This window comes from Variovorax sp. Varisp46 (assembly GCF_059491885.1).
The window spans coordinates 227,404-247,159 of record NZ_CP168515.1; the positions used below are offsets into that span (position 1 = coordinate 227,404).

Consider the following 19,756-nt stretch of genomic DNA (forward strand, 5'->3'; position numbering starts at 1 on the left):
GACATCAAGGCAGTTCGCGTGCGCTGACCGGGTCGGCCGTCGGCGGCAGGGCGCCGCGCAGCGGGCTCGGGGCCAGCTTGCGGCTGTCGGAGAGCGGCTGCGGCGGCGGAATGAGCTGCGTGCCTTCCATGCGGGTGCTGCCGCTGCCGCGGTTGTTCGAGCGCTGCAGTGCGGAGTCGGGCAGCACCGGCGCGGCGTTCACGCCGCGCAGCATGACGTTGTCGGTGTTCGGCTGCGTCTGCAGCTGCTGGCCGCGGATCTCGTCGTAGCGGTCGTAGGCGAAGGCCTCGGACGAAGCGCCGTCGCGCATCACCGCCGGGCGCAGGAACATCATCAGGTTGCTCTTGCTGCGCGTGCGGTTCTCGTTCTTGAACAGGTTGCCCAGCACCGGGATGTCGCCGGCCAGCGGCACCTTCTCGATGTTGTTGTTGTAGGTGTCCGACAGCAGGCCGCCCAGCATGACCAGGCCCCCGTCTTCCACCAGCACGCTCGACTCGATCGAGCGCTTGTTGGTGGTCGGGCCGTTGGGGTTGCTCAGCGAGTTCTGGTCGACGGTCGAGGTCTCCTGGAAGATCGTCATGCGCACCGTGCCGTTCTCGTTGATGGTCGGGCGCACGCGCAGGGTGAGGCCCACGTCCTTGCGCTCGACGGTGGTGAACGGGTTCACGCCCACCGAGCCCGAGGTGCTGGCATACGAGCCGGTGGGGAAGGGCACGTTCTGGCCGATGATGATCTTGGCCTCTTCGTTGTCCAGCGTCAGCAGGTTGGGCGTGGAGAGCACGTTGGCGTCGCCGTCGCTGTTGAAGAAGTTCGCGATCGCGCCCAGGATGTACTGGCCGCCGATCTTGCCGGCGATGCCCAGGTTCAGCCCCGGCTGGATCGACGTCGCCAGGCCGGCGGCATTCCGGGTGGCCAGCGCCTGGGTCAGCGCCAGGATGTTCGTCTTGTTCAGGCTGGAATTGGTGCCGATGACCGCATTGTTGCCCAGCGCGCTCTGCCACTGCACGCCGAAGTTCGCGGCCTTGTTGGCGCTGACCTCGACGATGAGCGCCTCGATCATGACCTGGGCGCGGCGCCCGTCGAGCCGATCGATCACCGCGCGCATCTGGCGGTATTGCGGCTCGGGCGCCGTGATGATCAGCGAGTTGGTCGACGGGTCGGCCTGGATCTGGCCGCCGGTGGAGGGCTGGTTGGCGTTGTTGAGCGGGGCGTTGGCCGCGGCCGAGCCGCCGCCCTGGTTGTTGTTCAGGTTCACCTGCATGGCCTGCGGCGCGCTCTGCTGCGGCACGGCACCGCCGCCTGCGCCACCGGCTGCGCCCGGCGTGGTGCTCTGCTGGTTCGCCGCCATCGCGGCGCGCAGCGTGGCCGCCAGCCGCACCGCATCGGCGTTCTTCAGGTAGACCACGTAGATGTTGCCGGCCGCGCCGTTGCTGCTTTCGCTGGGCGCGCGGTCGAGCTTGTCGACCAGCGTGCGCACCAGCGCCACGCGCGCCGGATTGGCCGCGCGCAGGATCAATGAGTTGCTGCGCGGATCGGCCAGCAGCGTGGTGCGGAACGAGGCATCGGTCGCGCCTGGTGTGGCCGCGTTCGGTGCGGCGGCACTGCCGCCGTCGACCAGGCGCTGCACCAGCGGCACCATGTCGGTGGCGATCGAGTGCTTGAGCTGGATGACTTCGATGTCGGACGCATTGGGTACGTCGAGCGACGCGATGATGCGCGCCAGCCGGCGCATGTTGTCGGCGTAGTCGGTGATCACGAGCGAGTTGTTGCCCGGGTTCACGTTGATGGTGTTGTTCGGCGGAATCAGCGGGCGCAGCACCGGCAGCAGGTTGTTCGGCGACTCGTAGTTGAGGCGGAAGATCTGCGTGACGATCTGGTTGCTGCCGCTCGACGCGGTGGCGCTGATGGAGGTGTTGACCGTGCTGCTCTGCAGCTTGGCGTCGGCCTCGGGCACCACCTTGTAGAGGCCGTCGGCCTCCACCACCGCGAAGCCCTGCAGGCGCAGCGCCGAGGCGAACTGGTTGAAGGCGGCGGCCGGCTGGATCGCGCGGTCGGTGACGAGGTTCATCGTGCCCTTGACGCGCGGGTCGACCACCACGTCGCGGCCGGTGACCACCGCCATGGTGCGGGCCACGGCCTCGATGTCGGCATTGGAGAAGTTCAGCGTGATCGGCTCGCCGCGGCGCGGCGCGTCGCCGGTCTGCGCGAACGCGGCGGGCGCGCCTTGCAGGAACGTGGCGGCGATCAGCACGCGCACGGCGAGTGCGACGGTGCCGGTCGAAAACAGTGGCTTCATCATGAGGGTCAACCCAGGGTGATGATCGAACGTGCGTTGACGCGCCGTCCGATGATGTTCAACAAATTGGAAAGCGCGTCTTCGCGGCCGGGTGCGGCACTGGCTTCGCCGTTGAAGCGGAAGGACGTGCCGCTCCAGCTGCCGCTGCCGTTCAGTTCGAGGCTGCCCTCGCGCGTGCTCAGCAGCAGCGTGGGACGGGGGCCGCCTTCGAGCGTGAGCCGGTAGCTGCCCATCGGCCGCAGGGTCGACAGGCTGGAGGAGACGTCGGTCGCGTCGAGCGTGGCCTGCCCGGCGATGCGCAGCGCCGGCCCGTCCCACTGCATCGAGAAGGCCTTGGTGGAGAGATCGAGCGCACCTTCGAGCTTGAGCGTGTTCCAGGGCGCACCCAGGCCGGTGAGCAGGGTGGCGGGCCAGCGCGAGCGGCTGTCCTGCCATGCCAGCTGCATGCCCCCGGCGCGCGGGCTGGCCTTGAGTTCGAGCGGCCGCTCGGCGCAGCAGGGCAGGTCGAGGCTGGCGGAAATGCCGCTCCAGCCCGGGCGCATGCGCCAGTGCAGCAGGCCGGGCAGCGACACCGCCTGGGTGCCGCCGGCGCCGCTGGCGAGCACCACCGCGGCCGTGCCGTTCCAGACGGTGCCGCGCGGGTTGGCCAGCACGAGGCGGCCATGGCTCCAGCTCGACAATGCCGCCGACAGCCAGCGCGCCGGCGCGAACAGCGCCACCGCCAGCAGCGCGCCCATCGCGAGGCCGAGCAGGGCCCAGCGCCAGCCGCGGCGCGGCCGGGGTTCGGAGATCGGGGGGCGGGTCAGCATGCGGGCTTGCTGTTGCTGCTCATCGCGCCGCGGGCAGCGCCATGACGATGGTGCCGTCCCAGCGGACCTGCGGCGTCGTCGGCGCATCCTTGCCACCGGATGGCGGCGGTGGCGCGGCGGCGGGGGCGCGCGTCAGGTGGACTTCGCGCGGCACTGCATGCGCGTTGCCGCGGGCCTGGCCGAGCCATTGGGCGACGCTGGCCGCGGGCGCCGCGCGCAGCGAGGCGGTGGCGGCGCCGTCGCCGCCGGCCGTCATGAGCTGCGCGTTGCCGGCGCCGAGGCTGTCGCGCACCGAGGCCTCGAGCGCGCGCAGCGCGTCGTCGCGGTTCAGGCGCGGCTGCGACTGCAGCGCCTTCGCGCGGTCCTGAAGGGTGGCCATCTGCTGCAGCTGCGCGTCGAGCTGCGCGTGTTCGGCCGGTGCCGCGGCCAGCGTGCGCAGCGCGGGCGCGAGTGCGATCCACCACAGCAATGCCAGCGCCACGAGCGCGGCGGCGGCGGCGACCATGCGGCGCTCGCGCGCTTCGAGGGTGGCCCAGCGGGCCTTGAGCTGTTCGCTGAAATTCATCGGGCGGCCTCGGCCTGTGCCTGCACGAGCAGCAGGTCGCCTTCGGTGCGCACGTTGTAGCCGCGCGGCGCCATGGCATGGGTGATCTGCGACACCTCCGAGGGCTGCAGCCCGAGGCCGCGCAGGCGCAATTGGCCGGCGCTGAAGTCGACGGCGCTCGGCACCTTGCCGGGCGGGAGGGCGGCGGCGAGCGCGCCGACCATGGGTTCGAAGTCGCTGCCCGCCACGTCGCCCACGGCCTGCTGCAGCGCGGCGACTTCGCGCTGCATCTGAAGCGGCGCGTCGACCACGATCTTCACCGAGGGGAAGGTCTGGGTCAGCATGGTCTTGGCGGCCTGGCGTTTCGATTCGAGCGCATTGCGCTCCTTCCAGGCCCAGGCGTTGAGGCCGATCAATTGGGTGAGCAGCAACACGACAACGCCCCAGCGCGCGGCGCGCCACTCGGGCGCATAGCGCAGTGTTTGCAGGACCGACGCGAATTTCTTGCCGGCGCGCGCGCGGCCGGTCGCGGCGAGGTCGAACTGTGCGAGCTCCCAGGGCGTGCGCGCGGCCTGCAGCCAGCGCTGTGGCGATTGAACGATGGGCACGCGGCGTTCGAGCAACTGCTCGGCTGCTTCGGCCACGGCGGGCTCGGTGGTGATGACGGCGGTGTCCAGCGGCAGGCCGCCAGACAGCGCCAGCCCCGCGCCGGCCAGCGGCAGCGAGACCACGCCGTCGGCATCGCACACCGTGAGCCGCGGCGCCTCGGGCTCGCCCGTGACCAGCAGCAGCGGCGGGCCGTCGGCCGGCTGCGGCGCGAATTCGGGAACGATGCGCACCACGCGCCGGCCGGCTGCTTCGAGCCCTTGCACGACGCTGCGCAGCCAGATGCGGTTGCAGGCCGCAACCCACACGGGCGCGCCGGCCTTGGCGTCGGGTTCGAGCGCGAAATGCAGGACCTCGGGTTCGTCGAGCAGGTGTTCTTCGAGCAGGCCGTCGAGCACCGCACGCAGCTTCGATGCGCTACCCATGCTGCCCTTGGGCAGCGTGACGCGGTGCCACGAGAGCGCGGCGGAAGGAATGCCGAGCATGACCTCCGCGCCCGAGGGCAGCAGGGCCAGCAGCGCGCGGCCCTGGCTGCGCAACGCAATGCCGTCGTCGCCTGCCTGGGCCCAGTCGTACTCGCCCGCGGCATCGGCCGGGGGGAGGGGGGCAATGAGCAGCAGGGGGGTCATGTGGGTCTTGGAAAAGCCGGTGATTGTAGGTGGGGGCCGACAGGTTGGTGCTCTTGTTTCGATAGCGTGTCGCGCAGGTGTGACGCGTGTCGGAAGGCTTTTTGTCTACAAGTAGTGCATTGAAATCAGGGTTTGACCGGGGTGTTCGTTGCGCCGGCGCCGCGGGTGCGCCAGATCGTCGTCACCGTGACACCGCTGCGCTGTAGAAGCGAGCGCTCCTCGACGTAGGTGCGGTCGAGCCGCAGCTTGCCGTAGACCTCGAAATACTGCGTGCCCACGCCGTGCTGCGCCGCGTTGAAGGGCGCGCTGCCGCTGGGCAGCGCGGCGTTGGCGGCGGCGATGTCCTTGAAGAAGGCGCGCGCGCGGCGCTCCACCAGCTGGCGCGCGCTGGCGATGTTGAGCGACTCCATGCTGGCGCTGATGGCCTCGGCGCTCGCGGTGTTGAGGTTGAGCGTGGTCTTCACCGGCAGGATCGTCACGTACGGTTCGAGCGCGGCGGCGGTCGAGGACGACAGGCCGACCCACACCAGTTGCGAGACCTGTTGCGGCATCAGCGGCGCGGCGCCGGAATCGCCGCTGCTGCCATCGGTCGCGGTGCCCATGGCAAGGGCCGCCGCGAGGCCTGTGGTCATCTGGCTCAACTCCGACGCCGGCAGGCCCAGCAGGTTGAACAACCGGGTGAAGGTGGCAACGCTCGCGGGCACCGGCTTGCCGTTGTCGACCAGCGAGAGCACGTTGAGCTTGGACTGCGCGTCGACGATGCGGCCCGAGAGAAAGGCGTCGGGCAACCCTTCGAGGCTGTCGCTCGACACGTTCTTGTCGGCGGACAGGAAGCTCGTGAGCCGTGCTTCCTCGAGCGGTACGGCCCAGGGCTCCGCCAGGTGGTCGGGCCCGCCGGTGCGGCCGTCTTCGCCGAGGATCAGGCGCGACCAGTCGAGCGCGCCGACCAGCACCCAGGCGGCCTGCACGCGCGCGCGCTCGGCGCCTTCGACTTCGGCAGAGCGCCATTGCTGCCACAGTGCCGCGGCGGCGAAGGTGGCCACCAGCATCACGGTCAGCATCGCGGCGAGCAGGGCGGCGCCGGCCTGGTGCTTTTTCTTGTTCGCTGCCGTCATGACGATTTCGGCGCCCCCACGGTCGGCCTGACCCAGTCGCGCGTGAGCGTGCCCGCGAGGCCGTCGCCGGGCGGCAGCGTGATGACGAGGCGCACACCGTCCGGCATGGCGACGACGGGGCCCGCGGGGTTGTTGGGGTTGGGCGCGGCGGTGGGCAGCTGGCCGGCAGGCGCCCAGACGTTGTCGCGTATTTAGTAGCGCTGCCAGCAGCTGGCCGGCACCAGCGGCACGTCGTTGTAGCCGCCCGAACCCGAGCCGCCGTCCTGCGCCCAGGCGGCCGCCAGGTTCCAGGCCTGCTGCCAATCGCCGCGCGTGGTGAAGGGCTGCGACTGCCAGCGCCGCCAGCGCACGCCGTCGGGGCCGGACTTCAGCGTCCAGGCCACCACCTGCACCGACGGCGCCGCATCGTCGCTGCCGCGGCGCGTGAGCCGCAGCGCGCGGCCGTCCCAGTCGATCGGACGGGTCTGCGCGAGCGGGGTCACGGCATCGAGGTCGGCGCCCCACTGTGCGAGCGTGGCCTGCAGTGTGAGGACGGCGTCGGCGCGCTGCTGGTTCTGCAGGGTGGCGCGCGACATGCTGTCGAGCCCGCGCCAGCTCACGAGCGAGAGCAGCGCCATCACGGCGATGGCAACGAGCAGCTCGATCAGCGTGAAGCCGCGCGGTGCGGTGGCTTTGGCGCGTTGCATCAGTAGCGGCCCACCACGGTGGAGATGCGCAGGATCGGCGCGTCGACTTCGTCGCGCACCTGCACGTCGACACGGCGGAAATTCGGGTTCAGCGTGGCGACGGTCGAGGTCGTCACGTTGAACGTGACGCCGGCCTGCAGGCAGATCGACCCGGAGTCGCCGATCGCCGGCATCTGCCGCGAGAGGCGAGCCTTGGCGAGTTCGTTTTCGGCGCACAGGTCGGCCAGCACCAGGTCGGACTGGCGCTGCGCATTGCGCGTGAGCGACATGGTGGCCTGCGAACCCGCGGCCAGTGCCAGCGCGACGATGCCGAGCGCGATCAGCACTTCGATCAGCGTGAAGCCGCCTGCGCGCGGGGACGAAGCAGGGTGCCGCGAGCTCATTGCACCGCCGAGACGGTGAAGGGGCGAACCCCGTCGGTCGCGATGCGCAGCGCGCGTGCGGGCGGTCCGGCGGAATGGAGCATGACCTGCTGCGCCGCAATGATCGGATCGGGTCCGAGTTGCAGCGCCGGAACCGGCGTGCCGTTGGAAAGCGCGGCCTGTGCGGTGATGCCCTCGGCGGCCCATCCGCTGGGCAGCGCACCCGGCGGAAGGCCGTCGAACACGAAGCTGCCTTCGACTGGCCGCCACCTCACCACGATGCCGCTGGCGCGCGACTGGGCGCGGGCCGATTCGAGCAGGGCGGCGAGCCGGTCGGCCTCGCGGTCGAGCTTGGCTGCGCTGGTGTCGCGAATCGCGAAGCTCACGGCGGCAGTGGCCATCGCGATGATGGCGATCACCACGATCAGCTCCAGCAGCGTGAAGCCGCAGGCCGGGCGGGTGTGGCGGCGTGGGAACCGGTTGCGGCGCGGCGCGCCAGTGCCGCTATTGCCAGCTGCCGATGTCGGCATTCTTGCCCTCGCCGCCGCTCTGGCCGTCGGCGCCGAAAGAGAGCACGTCGATCTCGCCCTTGATGCCCGGGTTCATGTACTGGTACGGATGGCCCCAGGGGTCGTTGGGCAGCTTCTCCACGTAAGGCTTCCAGTTGGGGGCAGCGGGGCCGGTGGTCGGACGCGTGAGCAGCGCCTGCAGTCCCTGCTCGGCGGTGGGGTAGCGCTGGTTGTCCAGGCGGTAGAGCTTGAGCGCCTGCATCAGGTTGTTGATGTCGGTCCGGGCGGCCGTCACGCGGGCGTCGTCGGCGCGCTCGATCACGTTCGGCACGATCAGCGCCGCCAGCACGCCGATGATGACCAGCACCACCATCAGTTCGATCAGCGTGAAGCCGCGTTGGGCGGTGCGGGTGGCGGCTCGAAGGAGTTTGTTCATAGGTTGGGCGGACATGATTCGGAAGGCGCGCTGCATGATAATCCGCGCCCATGACAAGTCCTTACTCCGCCGCCCGCTGGCATGCCCCACTTGCTACGACCGGGCTTTGGGCGTTGGCGGCCGGCGCTGCCGTGTTCTGGGCGCTGCGCCTGGCTTCGCCGGCGCAGGCCGTGGCAGCGGCGGCGACGATGCCGCGGCCTTCGGTGGCGGCCGATTCGGATTCGGTGGCACGGCTGCTGGGCGTGCTGCCCGCGTCCCGTACGGCAGCGGTGGCGCCCGAGGCGGCCAGCCGTTTCGCCCTGTCGGGCGTGGTGGCAGACCCTTCGCAGCAGGGCGCCGCGCTGATCTCCATCGACGGCAAGCCGCCGCGGCCGTTCCGTGTCGGCTCGGCGGTCGGCGACAACTATGTGCTGCAGTCGGTGGGCCTGCGCTCGGCGACCATCGGCGCACGGGCCGACGGGCCGGCGGCATTCACGCTGCAACTGCCGGTGCGTGCGCCGATCAGCGTTTCCAGCCCGGGGTTGCCGGCGGTGCCGATGGCTCTGCCGGCCGGGCCTCTGCCCGCGACGATGCCGGCCGTGGTGGCCCCACCGCAATTGCAGCAGCAGCCACAGCAGCCGGTTGGCCCGCTGCAGCAGCCTGCAGCGATGGCGCCGCCGCAGCAGGCGCCCGCGCAGTAGCTTTTTCAGGCCTGCAGGAACAGGCGGTACGCGGGGTTGGCCGTTTCCTCGACGTAGGGATAGCCCAGCGTTTCGAGGAAGGCGTCGAACTCGGCGGCTTCGCCGGCCGGCACCTGCAGGCCCACGAGGATGCGGCCGTAGTCGGCGCCCTGGTTGCGATAGTGGAACAGGCTGATGTTCCAGTTCGGCCGCATCAGGCTCAGGAACTTGAGCAGCGCACCGGGACGCTCGGGAAACACGAAGCGCAGCAGGCGCTCGTCGTGCGCAAGGCCGGTGCGTCCGCCCACGAGGTGCCGTAGATGTTCCTTCGCGAGTTCGTCGTGCGTGAGGTCGAGCGCGTCGAAGCCGTGCTCGTTGAAGGTCCGCGCGATGACGGCCGACTCTCCGCGCGCCGAGGTCGTGAGGCCGACGAACACGTGCGCCTTGGCCGCGTCGCTGATGCGGTAGTTGAACTCGGTCACGTTGCGCGGTGCGCCACCGCCGCCCAACGCAGCTTCGGCATCGCTCGCGGGCATCTCGCCGACCAGTTCGCAGAAGCGGCGGAAGCTGCCGCGCTCCTCGGGAATGGTGACGGCGAACAGCGCCTCGCGTTCTTCGCCGACCTCGGCGCGCTCCGCGACGAAACGCAGCCGGTCGAAGTTCATGTTGGCGCCGCACAGGATGGCCGCGTAGGTCTCGCCGTGGCGGCCGTGCTGCGCAACGTACTCTTTGATGGCCGCGACCGCCAATGCACCCGCCGGTTCGACGATGCTGCGCGTGTCCACGAAGACGTCCTTGATGGCGGCGCACACGGCATCGGTGTCGACCGCGATGTATTCGTCGACCAGTTCGCTGGCGATGCGGAAGGTTTCCTCTCCGACCAGCTTGACGGCCGTGCCGTCCGAGAACAGGCCGACGTCGGGCAGGTTCACGCGCTGGTGCGCGGCGACCGATTGCATCATCGCGTCGGAGTCGTTCATCTGCACGCCGATCACCTTGATCTCGGGACGCACGGCCTTGATGTAGTTGGCCACGCCGGAGATCAGGCCGCCTCCGCCGATCGCGACGAACACGGCATCGAGCGGGCCCTGGTGCTGTCGCAGGATTTCCATTGCGATGGTGCCCTGGCCGGCAATGACGTCGGGGTCATCGAAGGGATGAACGAAGGTCAGGTTTTGCTGTGCCTGCAATTCGAGCGCGTGCAGATAGGCATCTGAATAGCTGTCGCCGTGCAGCACGATTTCGCCGCCGAAGCCGCGCACCGCATCGATCTTCAATTTGGGCGTGGTCACCGGCATCACGATCACCGCGCGCGTGCCGAGCTTGCGTGCACCCAATGCAACGCCTTGCGCGTGATTGCCGGCCGATGCGCAAATAACGCCGCTCGCCAATTGCGCAGCACTCAGGTGCGCCATCTTGTTATAGGCGCCGCGCAGCTTGAAGCTGAAGACCGGCTGCTGGTCTTCGCGCTTGAGCAGCACGGTGTTGCCCAGCCGTTCGCTGAGCGCGCGCGCTTTCTCAAGTGCGGATTCGACGGCAACGTCGTAGACCCGGGCGTTGAGAATTTTTCTGAGATAGTCGGCGGGCGTCAGCGCCGGATTAACAGGTGCATTGCGCACGGTTTTTTCCAAGGGAGTTTTCATTTGCTAACTGTCGATGATAAGAGGCATCGGGATTGCATGCGGGCATGACATGGACACAAATGTCATAAACCTCTTCAGCAACGCTCCAGCCGCAAATGATTCAGGTTTTTTTGGACGCACCTGTCCACCGGCCCCGGCGGCCGCCAATCAGTTCACAATTGAAAAAAATCTGTTATCAATTTCTGTCAGTGATCTTTCGAAAGGGTTGATGCAGGCCGAGGCTGCGCGGGTTCGGCGAAACGAAATCGGCCGCCCCACGTGGCAGGTGATGGGCAACAGATTGCGTGCGCACATCGTTCCGCTGCTGGGTGATGTGCCGGCGCAGTCGTTTGCAACGTCCGACGCACAACGCTTGATCGATCGCCTCGGAGAACGGGGCTTCAGCAGCACGACGATTGCGCAGTACCTCGTGCTGTTGCGCAAGGTGGTGATGCATGGCGTGCACATCGGCGTGCTTCGCGATGTGCCCGCATTTCCGAAGGTCAAGGTGCGCAGCCAGCCGCGCGGCAGCTTCAGCGTTGCGGAGTACCGGGCGATCACCAGGACCGCGCGCAGCCTGCGCGGGCACGCGCATCCGGTGCTCGACCAGCTTGCGGCGGGCGAACGCTTCTGGATTGCGCGCGAACTGCTCGCCATGCCCGACGAGCTGCCCTGGCTGATCCGCTGGATGGTGAATACCTTCGTGCGTCCGAGCGACATCAAGCTCATGAAGCACAAGCACATCGAGATCGTTCGGAGCAAGCACGTCTATTTGCGCATGAACCTGCCGGAGACCAAGCGGCACAGCCAGCCGATCGTGAGCCTGCGGCCGGCGGTGCGGGTCTACGAATGCTTGCTCGCTCATCGCCGCGAACATGGCTGCGGCGCGGCGGACGACTATCTCTTTCTGCCGCAGTTGAAGAACCGCGAGCACGCGCTGGCCGTGCTCAACTTTCTTTTCCATTGGGTGCTCGAGGAGAGCGGCCTTGAAAAAGGACCGCTGGGTCAGTCGAGGACGCTCTACTGCCTGCGCCATACCGCCATCACACTGCGGCTGTTGTACGGCCAGGGAATCGACATGCTGACCTTGGCACGCAATGCGCGAACGAGCGTCAACATGGTCGAACGTTTCTACGCTTCGGTTCTGAGCGGAGAAATGAATGTGGGGCTGCTGCAAAGCAGACGCGGCCGCGCGAGTTGAGAAGAAAAGCAAAAAAACCGCCCGGCATGAGCTGGGCGGCTTGACACTGAATTGACTCGAACTGGCTGCTGCCAGCATCGGGATCAGACTCTGTCAAAAGGCGTGGCGAATGCCGAAGTCGTAGCCGGTCGAGGTCTTCGGGGTGAAGACGTTGGCTGCGTTGTTGTAGAAGACCGGGCCGCCAACCGTGTAGCCAGCACCGTTCTTGTTGCTGACACGAGCGATCGTTGCGTACAGGGCCGTGCGCTTCGACAGGTTGTGCACGTAGCCGAGTGCCAGCTTGTTGGCCTTCTTGTCCGGTGTGTCGAAGTACGGATTGTTATCGTCCGTCTTGTACTTCACGGCCGAATACGATGCACGGATCAGGCCGGCACCCACGGGGGCCGTCACACCCACCAGCCAGCCGTTGAGCTTGTCCGATGCCATCGCAGCCGGCCGGACGAAGAAGTCGCCGTCGATGTCGGTCTTCCGCTTGGCTCGAGACAGTTCGCCGAAGAGCTTCACGGGGCCGAAGTCATACGAAGCGCCGAGGTTGAAGGTGTTGACCTTGGTGGTCGTGCCGGCGTAGTAGTCGTCGCCCACGGTGCTGCTGCCGTAGGCGGCTGCAACGTCCAGGGGGCCGTTGGCGTAGCCGAAACGTCCACCGACATAGCGACCGGTGCGCGAATTGTTAGCCGCATGAGGCGTAGCCAAGCCAGGGCTGTACTTGTCCTTCTCATGGAAGGCGTACTGCAATTGGCCATAGAAACCACCCAGGTTCGACGGCAGGAAGTAGCCGATGGAATTGCCGGTGCGGGTCGGGTTGCCAAAAGCGCCGGTGGCCGTTTGGATCAGGTTGGTGCCAACGCCGCTGGCGCCGAACGGGTCGAACACGCTGTTGTTCCAGAACGTCGGGGTGTAGTCGCGGCCGAGGCGGACTTCACCGAAACCGCCCGACAGGCTCACGGTCGAACGGCGAGAGAAGGTTGCAACACCTTCCGAGCCGTCGTCGTTCTTGATCGGAGCTTCGAGCCAGAAGCTGGCCGCCAGGCCGCCGCCGAGGTCTTCCGTGCCACGGAAGCCCAGTTTGCTGGAGTTGTAGGCCGAGTTGGCCAGTTCGCGGCGGCTGACCCTGACGCTGCCCTGGTTCAGGTAGAACGGGTTGTAAGCGACTGGGAAGCCGAGGGCGTTGTACGTCACGCCGTTGTTCAGGTCGCGTGAGCTGTTCGAGTAGCCGCTGATCGACGCGTCGACCACACCAAACAGCGTGACGGACGATTGGGCCGAGGCAACACCGGCAACAGCCAGGGCAGCCAGAGCAACTACCCTTTCGGCGCGAAAACTAGAGTGGCGCCGAGCCGGCCAGGGGCTGAAAAGAAAAAAGCCCCGAGCTTTGCAGCTCGGGGCTAAATCCACCAATTGGAAGGGTGGAGGAGACAACTGGGTGCGCACAACCAAGCGCGCAATGAAATAAAGTATATCTATTGTTTGTTGCGTTGCAACAAGCGAGTGATGCTTTTCCCACACACAAAGGGAGGCCGGCGTGTATTTTTGCCCGGCATCTCAGACTTGGAGCCCCGAAAACCATGGAATGCACAGTGAGTTGGACCGGCGACGCAGGCACGCGATCGGCCATGGGCTTCGTTGCCGAGACAGGCAGCGGCCACGTCCTGATGATGGACGGCGCCCCCGATGCCGCGAAACCCGAGAACGGCGGGCAGAACCTCGCCGCGCGGCCGATGGAGACCGTTCTTGCCGGCACCGGTGGATGCACCGCCTACGACGTCGTGCTGATACTGAAGCGCGGACGCCATCGCGTCGAGCGCTGCAGCGTCAAGCTCACCAGCGAGCGCGCGGAAAAGGATCCCAAGGTCTTTACGAAGATCCACATGCACTTCACCGTGGCGGGCAAGGGAATTCCGGCCTCCGCCGTAGAACGCGCAATTGCACTGAGCCACGAAACCTACTGCTCCGCCAGCATCATGCTGGCGAAGACTGCCGAGATCACTACCAGTTTCGACCTGATCGAAACTTGAGCGGATGGCCTAGATGCGGTGCGCTACCGTGGTCATCACGCGGGAAGCTACACGCATCAGGGCCTTGGCTGGTGCGGGGAGTTCCGCTGCGCCGGCGTCGACAGCCTGTGACGCATGGCGGGCTTCGTCGAGCTTCATCTGCTCGACCACTGCCTTGGAGGCGCTGTCTGCGGGCGGGAGGCGGCCAAGGTGGCTTTCCAGGTGGGCTTCTACCTGACGCTCGGTTTCCGCAACGAACCCCAGGCTCAGCGGGTCCCCGAGACGGCCCGCAACCAAGCCGAACCCGAAAGCGCCCGCATACCAGAGAGGATTCAGGAGCGACGGGCGTGCGCCCAGTTCGTCCAGACGCTGTCGGGTCCAGGCCAGATGATCGGTTTCCTCGTGCGCCGCCTCGATGAAATGAGCGCGCAGCGCAGGGTCGCGCGCCACGGCCGCCTGGGCCGTGTAAAGCGCCTGTGCACAGACTTCGCCGACGTGGTTCACCCGCATCAGCGCGCCGGCCTCGCGGCGTTCCGCTTCACTCAGTTCGCCGGGCGCCAATGAGGGGGTGGGCGTCGCCCGCGTGGCATGGGGGCGCGCGAAAAGGGTGCGCAACGCCGCGTCTGCCGCGGCCAGGACGGAGTCGGTCATGAGTGTCATGCGCCTATTTGAACGCACATGCGAAATGCCAGGCGGAAGCCTTGTCACATTTCACATGGTGGTGTGTGCCAAGGCCTAAGTCCTTTGTTGCAGGCGTGCAACGAAACGCGCGGGCCATCCAAGATTTCGGGCGAATTGTTTTGCCCTGCCGCATCGGCTCTGGTGCAATAGCATCAACTTCCCAAAAGGAGGTTGGCCCGGGGTCCGGTGGGAGCACAAAAGTGCCAGTCACGGTGAGCCCTTCGCACCGGAGCCCTATGTTTAACCTTGGAGAAACTTGCAATGAAAAAATCTCTAGTTGCTCTGGCTGCCCTGGCTGTTGCCGGTGTTGCCTCGGCTCAGTCGTCCGTCACGCTGTTTGGTGTGGTCGACGCGTCGATCAGCGGCTACTCGAACACCGCCCGCGACAACCGCGCGACCGTGTTCCCCAACGCTTTCGGTATCCCCGTCTACCTGAACCAAGGTTCGGTCAAGACCAGCCGTCGCGAACTGGCTAACTCGGGTTACAACTCGAGCCGCATCGGCTTCCGTGGCACGGAAGACCTGGGCGGTGGCCTGGCAGCCAGCTTCTGGCTCGAAGCTCCGATCTCCAATGACGACGGCCAGCAAGGTATCGCGACGTTCGCTCGTCGTTCGACCGTGAGCCTGTCGGGTGGTTTCGGTGAAGTCCGCCTGGGTCGTGACTACACCCCGACGTTCTGGAACGACACCGTGTTCGATCCGTTCGGCACCAACGGCGTTGGCACCAACCTGGTTTCGACGGCCAACACCGCCTTCGGTGGCTTCGGTACGCCCGCAGCTTCGACCGGCGCGTTCACCAACGTGGGCACCAGCAACTACGTTCGCGCCAGCAACTCGATCGGCTACTTCCTGCCGCCGAACCTGGGTGGTTTCTACGGCCAAGTGCAATACGCCCTGGCAGAGAAGACCAAGTACGACTCGGGCATCTTCACGCCTAACGTGCTCAACAGCCAGCGCCAAGGCCGTTACATCGGTGGCCGCTTCGGCTACGCAAACGGTCCTCTGGACGTTGCGCTGGCTTATGGCAGCAGCACCGTTGGCGACGACTACTACGTCGGCACGACCACCAAGGTCAACACCCTGAACCTGGGCGCTTCGTATGACTTCGGTCCCGTGAAGCTGTTCGGTGAAGTGTCGAAGGCCAAGAACAAGATCGACTACGAAGTGACCCCGCTGGCTGGCGGCCGTCCCGACATCGATCTGACTGGCTACCTGCTCGGCGTGACTGTGCCGGTCGGCGCTGGCCTGATCCGCGCTTCGTGGTCGCACGTCAAGCTGGACACGAACCTGCCGAACAACCCGTTCGCTCTGAACACGCCTGATCCCAAGGCCAACAAGATCGCTCTGGGCTATGTGCACAACCTGTCGAAGCGCACGGCTCTGTACGCTACGATCGCTCGCATCAGCAACAAGAACGGCGCTGGCTACACGGTTGGCGGCCCGGCCTTCTACAACAACGCAGCTGGCGTCTTCACCCCGAAGAGCTCCACCGGCTACGACTTCGGTATCCGTCACGCTTTCTAATTTGATGCTGGCGTAAGCCAGCTTCGAATCAAAAGCTCAAAAGCCACTCGACGTAAGTCGAGTGGCTTTTTTTCGTTCGGGCTCGATCATCGCGAATCATGTTGGCAAAGAGCACCATCTGCGTGCACCCCCGGGGAATCACCGTGCGGGCACGCACCTTGCACTGCTAGCATGCCCGTTCACTTTGTTTGCTGAATGATCGCTTTTGTATTGCGCCGTTTGATCCAGGCCGTGATCGTGATGATCGCGGTCGCCTTCATCGCCTTCCTCCTCTTCCAATATGTTGGCGACCCAGTCGTGTTCCTGCTGGGGCAGGACGCCAAGCCCGAACAGATCCGCGAGCTGCGCTCCGCATTGGGGCTCGACCAACCCTTCTTCGTGCAGTTCTGGCACTTTCTTGTCAACGCTGCACAAGGCGAGTTCGGCCTGAGCCTGCGCCAGGGCGCGAAGGTATCGCGGTTGATTGGCGAACGCTTTCCCGCCACGCTCGAACTGGCACTCGTGGCGGCGGTGCTGGCACTGTTCATCGGCATTCCGATGGGCGTGTACACCGCGCTGCGCCGCGGCACCTTCATGAGCCAGGTATTCATGACCGTGTCGCTGCTCGGCGTTTCGCTGCCGACCTTCCTGATCGGCATCCTGCTGATCCTCGTCTTCGCGGTCACGCTGGGCTGGTTCCCGAGCTTCGGCCGCGGCGAGACCGTGAAGTTCGGCTGGTGGACCAGCGGCCTCTTCAGCGCCGACGGCTGGCACCACATCGTGCTGCCGGCGGTGACGCTGGCGATCTTCCAGCTGACGCTGATCATGCGGCTGGTGCGCGCCGAGATGCTTGAGGTGCTGCGCACCGACTACATCAAGTTCGCGCGCGCACGAGGCCTGTCGAACCGCGCCATCCACTTCGGCCATGCGCTCAAGAACACGCTGGTGCCGGTGATGACCATCACCGGCCTGCAGCTCGGCGGCCTGATTGCCTTTGCCATCATCACCGAGTCGGTGTTCCAGTGGCCCGGCATGGGCCTGCTGTTCATCCAGGCCGTGACCTTCGCCGACATCCCGGTGATGGCGGCCTACCTGTGTCTCATTGCCTTGATCTTCGTGGTGATCAACCTCGTGGTCGACCTGCTGTATTTCGTGGTCGATCCGCGGCTGCGCGTGGGCAAGGCGGGAGGTCATTGACATCATGACGGCAACCACATCCACGGCCCCGCGCCTCAAGGCTTCCGGACGCGCGTTCGCGCACATCGCGAACTTCTACCCCGAGATCACCGCCTTTCGCCGCGACCTGCACGCACACCCCGAACTCGGCTTCGAAGAGGTCTACACATCCGGCCGCGTGCGCGAGGCCTTGCGCGCCTGCGGCGTCGACGAGATTCACGAAGGCATCGGCAAGACGGGGGTGGTCGGTGTCATCCGCGGCCGTTCGACCGCCAGCGGCCGCATGATCGGCCTGCGTGCCGACATGGACGCGCTGCCGATGCGCGAGGACAACGACTTCGGCTGGCGCTCCGCCAGCGACGGCCTGATGCACGGCTGTGGCCACGACGGCCACACCGCCATGCTGGTCGGTGCCGCGCGCTACCTGGCCGAGACGCGCGATTTCGACGGCACCGCCGCGCTCATTTTTCAGCCTGGCGAAGAAGGCTTCGCCGGCGCACGCGTGATGATCGAGGACGGCCTGTTCGACCGCTTCCCCGTCAATGCCGTCTACGCGATGCACAACTGGCCCGCCATGCCGGCCGGCACCGTGGGCATCAACCGCGGCGCGATGATGGCCGCGGCCGATCGCGTGACCATCGAGATCAAGGGCAAGGGCGGCCACGGGGCGCATGCCTACCAGACCATCGACCCCGTGATCGTCGCGGCGCACATCATCACCGCGGCCCAGACCATCGTTTCGCGCAACGTGCGCCCGATCGATGCGGCCGTCGTCAGCATTTGCGCGATGCAGGCCGGCGACCTCGGCGCGATGAGCGTGGTGCCCGGCGAGGCCGCGCTGGTCGGCACGGTGCGCACCTTCAGCGCACGCGTGCAGGCGCAGGTCGAGCAGCGCCTGACCGAACTGTGCACGGCCATCGCCGGCGGCTTCGGTGCGACCGCCACGATCAAGTACGAGCGCATCTACCCGGCCACCATCAATACCGCGCCCGAGGCCATGTTTGCGGCCGACGTGGCCGAGTCGCTGGTCGGCGCAAAGAACGTCGAGCGCAGCATGGAGCCCAGCATGGGCGCCGAAGATTTCTCCTTCATGCTGCAGAAAAAAGCGGGCGCTTACCTGCGCATCGGGCAGGACGTGCGCGAGGGCGCCTTCCTGCACAACAGCCGCTACGACTTCAACGACGAGATCCTGCCGCTCGGTGCCGCATTGCATGCGGGCCTGATCGAGCAGGGCATGCCGCTTTCCGCTACCCGCGGTGCGCGGCCAGAGAAAGCCGCCGCCACCGCGGCGACGTGATGTGTTTGATTCCAACCCGAGGAGTGTTCCCATGAGTTTCAAGAAAAATGTGGCCGCGGCCGCCGTTCTGTGCGCGCTGGGCGCCGTCAGCATGGTCGCCGGCGCGCAGACCATCCGTGTTGCAAACCAGGGTGACGCGCTGTCGCTCGACCCGCACTCGCTCAACGAATCGCTGCAGCTGAGCACCACGGCCAACGTGTATGAAACGCTGGTCGGGCGCAACAAGGATCTGAGCGTCGCGCCGCTGCTTGCCACGAGCTGGAAGCAAACCTCGCCTACCGTGTGGCGCTTCGAATTGCGCAAGAACGTGCAGTTCCACGACGGCACGCCGTTCACCGCCGACGACGTTCTCTTCAGCTTCGCGCGCGCATCGGGCGACGGCTCGGACATGAAGTCCAACACCACCGACATCAAGGAAGTGCGCAAGGTCGACTCGCACACCATCGAGATCGAGACCAAGGGTCCGTTCCCGATCCTCCCCGACGTGATCACGCAGCTCATGATCATGAGCAAGAAGTGGTGCGAGGAAAACAAGGCCGTCACGCCAGTGGACCGCCGCAAGGGCATCGAGAACACAGCTTCCTTCAAGGCCAACGGCACCGGCCCGTACCGCGTGCGCGAGCGCCAGCCGAACGTGCGCACGGTCTTCACGCGCAATCCGACCTACTGGGGCAAGATCGAAGGCAACGCGCAAGAGATCATCTTCACGCCGATCGCCAATCCGGCCACCCGCGTCGCCGCGCTGATCTCGGGCGAAGTCGACGTGATGGAACCCGTGCCGGTGCAGGACATCGCGCGCGTCAACGCCAGCCCGACGGCGCGCGTCATCGCCGGCCCCGAGCTGCGCACGATCTTCCTTGGCATGGACCAGAAGCGCGACGAACTGCTCTACTCGAACGTGAAGGGCAAGAACCCGTTCAAGGACAAGCGCGTGCGCCAGGCCTTCTACCAGGCCATCGACATCGTCGGCATCCAGCGCACCGTGATGCGCGGCGCTTCGCGCCCGACCGGGCTGATGGTCGGCCCCGGCATCAACGGCTGGACCGAAGCCCAGGACAAACGCCTGCCGCTCGACGTCGAAGGCGCCAAGAAGCTGCTGGCCGACGCCGGCTATCCGAGCGGCTTCGAAGTGACCATGAACTGCCCGAACGACCGCTACGTGAACGACGGCCAGATCTGCCAGAGCGTGGCGGCGAACCTGGCGAAGATCGGCGTCAAGATCAACCTCGCGGCGGAGACCAAGGGCACTTACTTCCCCAAGGTGCTGCGCCGCGACACCAGCTTCTACATGCTGGGCTGGACCCCGACCACCTACGACTCGCACAACGCGCTGACCGCGCTGATGGCCTGCCCGGACGACAAGACCGGCGCCGGCCAGTTCAACCTGGGCGCGTACTGCAATCCGAAGCTCGACGAGTTGACGAAGAAGATCCAGTCGGAAACTGACAAGCCCAAGCGCGACGCGATGATCAAGGAAGCCTTCGACATCCACACCGCCGACATCGGCCATCTGCCGCTGCACCAGCAGACGCTGGCCTGGGGTGTCAGCAAGAAGGTGTCGCTCACGCAAATGGCCGACAACTACATGCCCTTCAAGTGGATGAGCATCAAGCCATAAGACTGAGGGCCGC

Annotated in this window: 18 protein-coding genes and 1 pseudogene; 7 read left to right on the plus strand and 12 right to left on the minus strand. The window is 66.5% G+C overall.

Annotated features, from left to right (window positions below; all coding sequences use genetic code 11):
- Positions 1-4: 4 nt before the first annotated feature.
- From gspD to gspG, 9 genes and pseudogenes are all read right to left on the minus strand, one after another.
- Positions 5-2,299 (minus strand): type II secretion system secretin GspD, encoded by a 2,295-nt coding sequence (gspD, locus tag ACEN9N_RS01005; protein ID WP_495655191.1) that lies wholly within the window; start codon positions 2,297-2,299, stop codon positions 5-7.
- 5 nt (positions 2,300-2,304) lie between these two features.
- Positions 2,305-3,105, minus strand: coding sequence for a type II secretion system protein N (gene gspN, locus ACEN9N_RS01010; RefSeq protein ID WP_413315181.1), 801 nt, complete (start codon positions 3,103-3,105; stop codon positions 2,305-2,307).
- Between the two features lie 19 nt (positions 3,106-3,124).
- Positions 3,125-3,670, minus strand: a complete 546-nt coding sequence (locus ACEN9N_RS01015; protein WP_413315182.1) for a type II secretion system protein M — start codon at positions 3,668-3,670, stop codon at positions 3,125-3,127.
- On the minus strand, positions 3,667-4,884 hold the full coding sequence (gene gspL, locus ACEN9N_RS01020) for a type II secretion system protein GspL (protein ID WP_413315183.1): 1,218 nt from the start codon (positions 4,882-4,884) through the stop codon (positions 3,667-3,669). The genes ACEN9N_RS01015 and gspL overlap by 4 nt, the downstream gene beginning before the upstream one ends.
- Before the next feature lie 125 nt (positions 4,885-5,009).
- Positions 5,010-5,999 carry a type II secretion system minor pseudopilin GspK gene (gene gspK / locus ACEN9N_RS01025; protein WP_007834142.1) on the minus strand — a complete coding sequence of 330 codons (990 nt, stop codon included), beginning with the start codon at positions 5,997-5,999 and terminating at the stop codon, positions 5,010-5,012.
- Positions 5,996-6,685 (minus strand): annotated as a pseudogene (locus tag ACEN9N_RS01030) (PulJ/GspJ family protein). The gene gspK and the pseudogene ACEN9N_RS01030 overlap by 4 nt, the downstream one beginning before the upstream one ends.
- Positions 6,685-7,068, minus strand: coding sequence for a type II secretion system minor pseudopilin GspI (gene gspI / locus ACEN9N_RS01035; protein ID WP_495655192.1), 384 nt, complete (start codon positions 7,066-7,068; stop codon positions 6,685-6,687). The pseudogene ACEN9N_RS01030 and the gene gspI overlap by 1 nt, the downstream one beginning before the upstream one ends.
- Positions 7,065-7,577, minus strand: a complete 513-nt coding sequence (locus ACEN9N_RS01040; RefSeq protein WP_007834132.1) for a prepilin-type N-terminal cleavage/methylation domain-containing protein — start codon at positions 7,575-7,577, stop codon at positions 7,065-7,067. Before ACEN9N_RS01040 ends, gspI begins: the two co-directional genes overlap by 4 nt.
- Entirely contained in the window at positions 7,552-7,992 is a 441-nt protein-coding gene (gene gspG, locus ACEN9N_RS01045; protein ID WP_042673496.1) for a type II secretion system major pseudopilin GspG, read from the minus strand. The genes ACEN9N_RS01040 and gspG overlap by 26 nt, the downstream gene beginning before the upstream one ends.
- Positions 7,993-8,042: 50 nt before the next feature.
- Here gspG and ACEN9N_RS01050 point away from each other — a divergent pair, with 50 nt between their 5' ends.
- The gene (locus ACEN9N_RS01050) at positions 8,043-8,672 is read left to right on the plus strand and encodes a type II secretion system protein N (RefSeq protein WP_007834127.1); all 630 of its coding nucleotides are present in this window, start codon (positions 8,043-8,045) and stop codon (positions 8,670-8,672) included.
- A 5-nt stretch (positions 8,673-8,677) separates the two neighbouring features.
- Here ACEN9N_RS01050 and ilvA read toward each other — a convergent pair whose 3' ends face one another.
- Positions 8,678-10,294 carry a threonine ammonia-lyase, biosynthetic gene (gene ilvA / locus ACEN9N_RS01055; RefSeq protein ID WP_495655193.1) on the minus strand — a complete coding sequence of 539 codons (1,617 nt, stop codon included), beginning with the start codon at positions 10,292-10,294 and terminating at the stop codon, positions 8,678-8,680.
- 49 nt (positions 10,295-10,343) lie between these two features.
- Here ilvA and ACEN9N_RS01060 point away from each other — a divergent pair, with 49 nt between their 5' ends.
- Positions 10,344-11,474, plus strand: coding sequence for a site-specific integrase (locus ACEN9N_RS01060; RefSeq protein WP_413315186.1), 1,131 nt, complete (start codon positions 10,344-10,346; stop codon positions 11,472-11,474).
- Between the two features lie 93 nt (positions 11,475-11,567).
- On the opposite strand, the gene ACEN9N_RS01065 is transcribed toward ACEN9N_RS01060, so the two are convergent.
- A complete protein-coding gene (locus tag ACEN9N_RS01065; RefSeq protein ID WP_042673499.1) occupies positions 11,568-12,770 on the minus strand; it encodes a porin in 1,203 nt (400 codons plus the stop codon).
- Between the two features lie 269 nt (positions 12,771-13,039).
- Between ACEN9N_RS01065 and ACEN9N_RS01070 the strand changes: the two genes are divergently transcribed.
- Positions 13,040-13,489: an OsmC family protein gene (locus ACEN9N_RS01070; RefSeq protein ID WP_007834112.1), complete on the plus strand. Its 450-nt coding sequence runs from the start codon at positions 13,040-13,042 to the stop codon at positions 13,487-13,489.
- 9 nt (positions 13,490-13,498) lie between these two features.
- On the opposite strand, the gene coq7 is transcribed toward ACEN9N_RS01070, so the two are convergent.
- A complete protein-coding gene (gene coq7, locus ACEN9N_RS01075) occupies positions 13,499-14,128 on the minus strand; it encodes a 2-polyprenyl-3-methyl-6-methoxy-1,4-benzoquinone monooxygenase (protein ID WP_413315187.1) in 630 nt (209 codons plus the stop codon).
- 282 nt (positions 14,129-14,410) lie between these two features.
- Here coq7 and ACEN9N_RS01080 point away from each other — a divergent pair, with 282 nt between their 5' ends.
- From ACEN9N_RS01080 to ACEN9N_RS01095, 4 genes are all read left to right on the plus strand, one after another.
- Entirely contained in the window at positions 14,411-15,673 is a 1,263-nt protein-coding gene (locus tag ACEN9N_RS01080) for a porin (RefSeq protein ID WP_495655194.1), read from the plus strand.
- A gap of 195 nt (positions 15,674-15,868) precedes the next feature.
- Positions 15,869-16,849 carry an ABC transporter permease gene (locus tag ACEN9N_RS01085; protein WP_007833981.1) on the plus strand — a complete coding sequence of 327 codons (981 nt, stop codon included), beginning with the start codon at positions 15,869-15,871 and terminating at the stop codon, positions 16,847-16,849.
- A gap of 4 nt (positions 16,850-16,853) precedes the next feature.
- Positions 16,854-18,125, plus strand: coding sequence for a M20 aminoacylase family protein (locus ACEN9N_RS01090; protein ID WP_007833982.1), 1,272 nt, complete (start codon positions 16,854-16,856; stop codon positions 18,123-18,125).
- A 31-nt stretch (positions 18,126-18,156) separates the two neighbouring features.
- The gene (locus ACEN9N_RS01095) at positions 18,157-19,743 is read left to right on the plus strand and encodes an ABC transporter substrate-binding protein (protein ID WP_007833984.1); all 1,587 of its coding nucleotides are present in this window, start codon (positions 18,157-18,159) and stop codon (positions 19,741-19,743) included.
- Positions 19,744-19,756 lie beyond the last annotated feature (13 nt).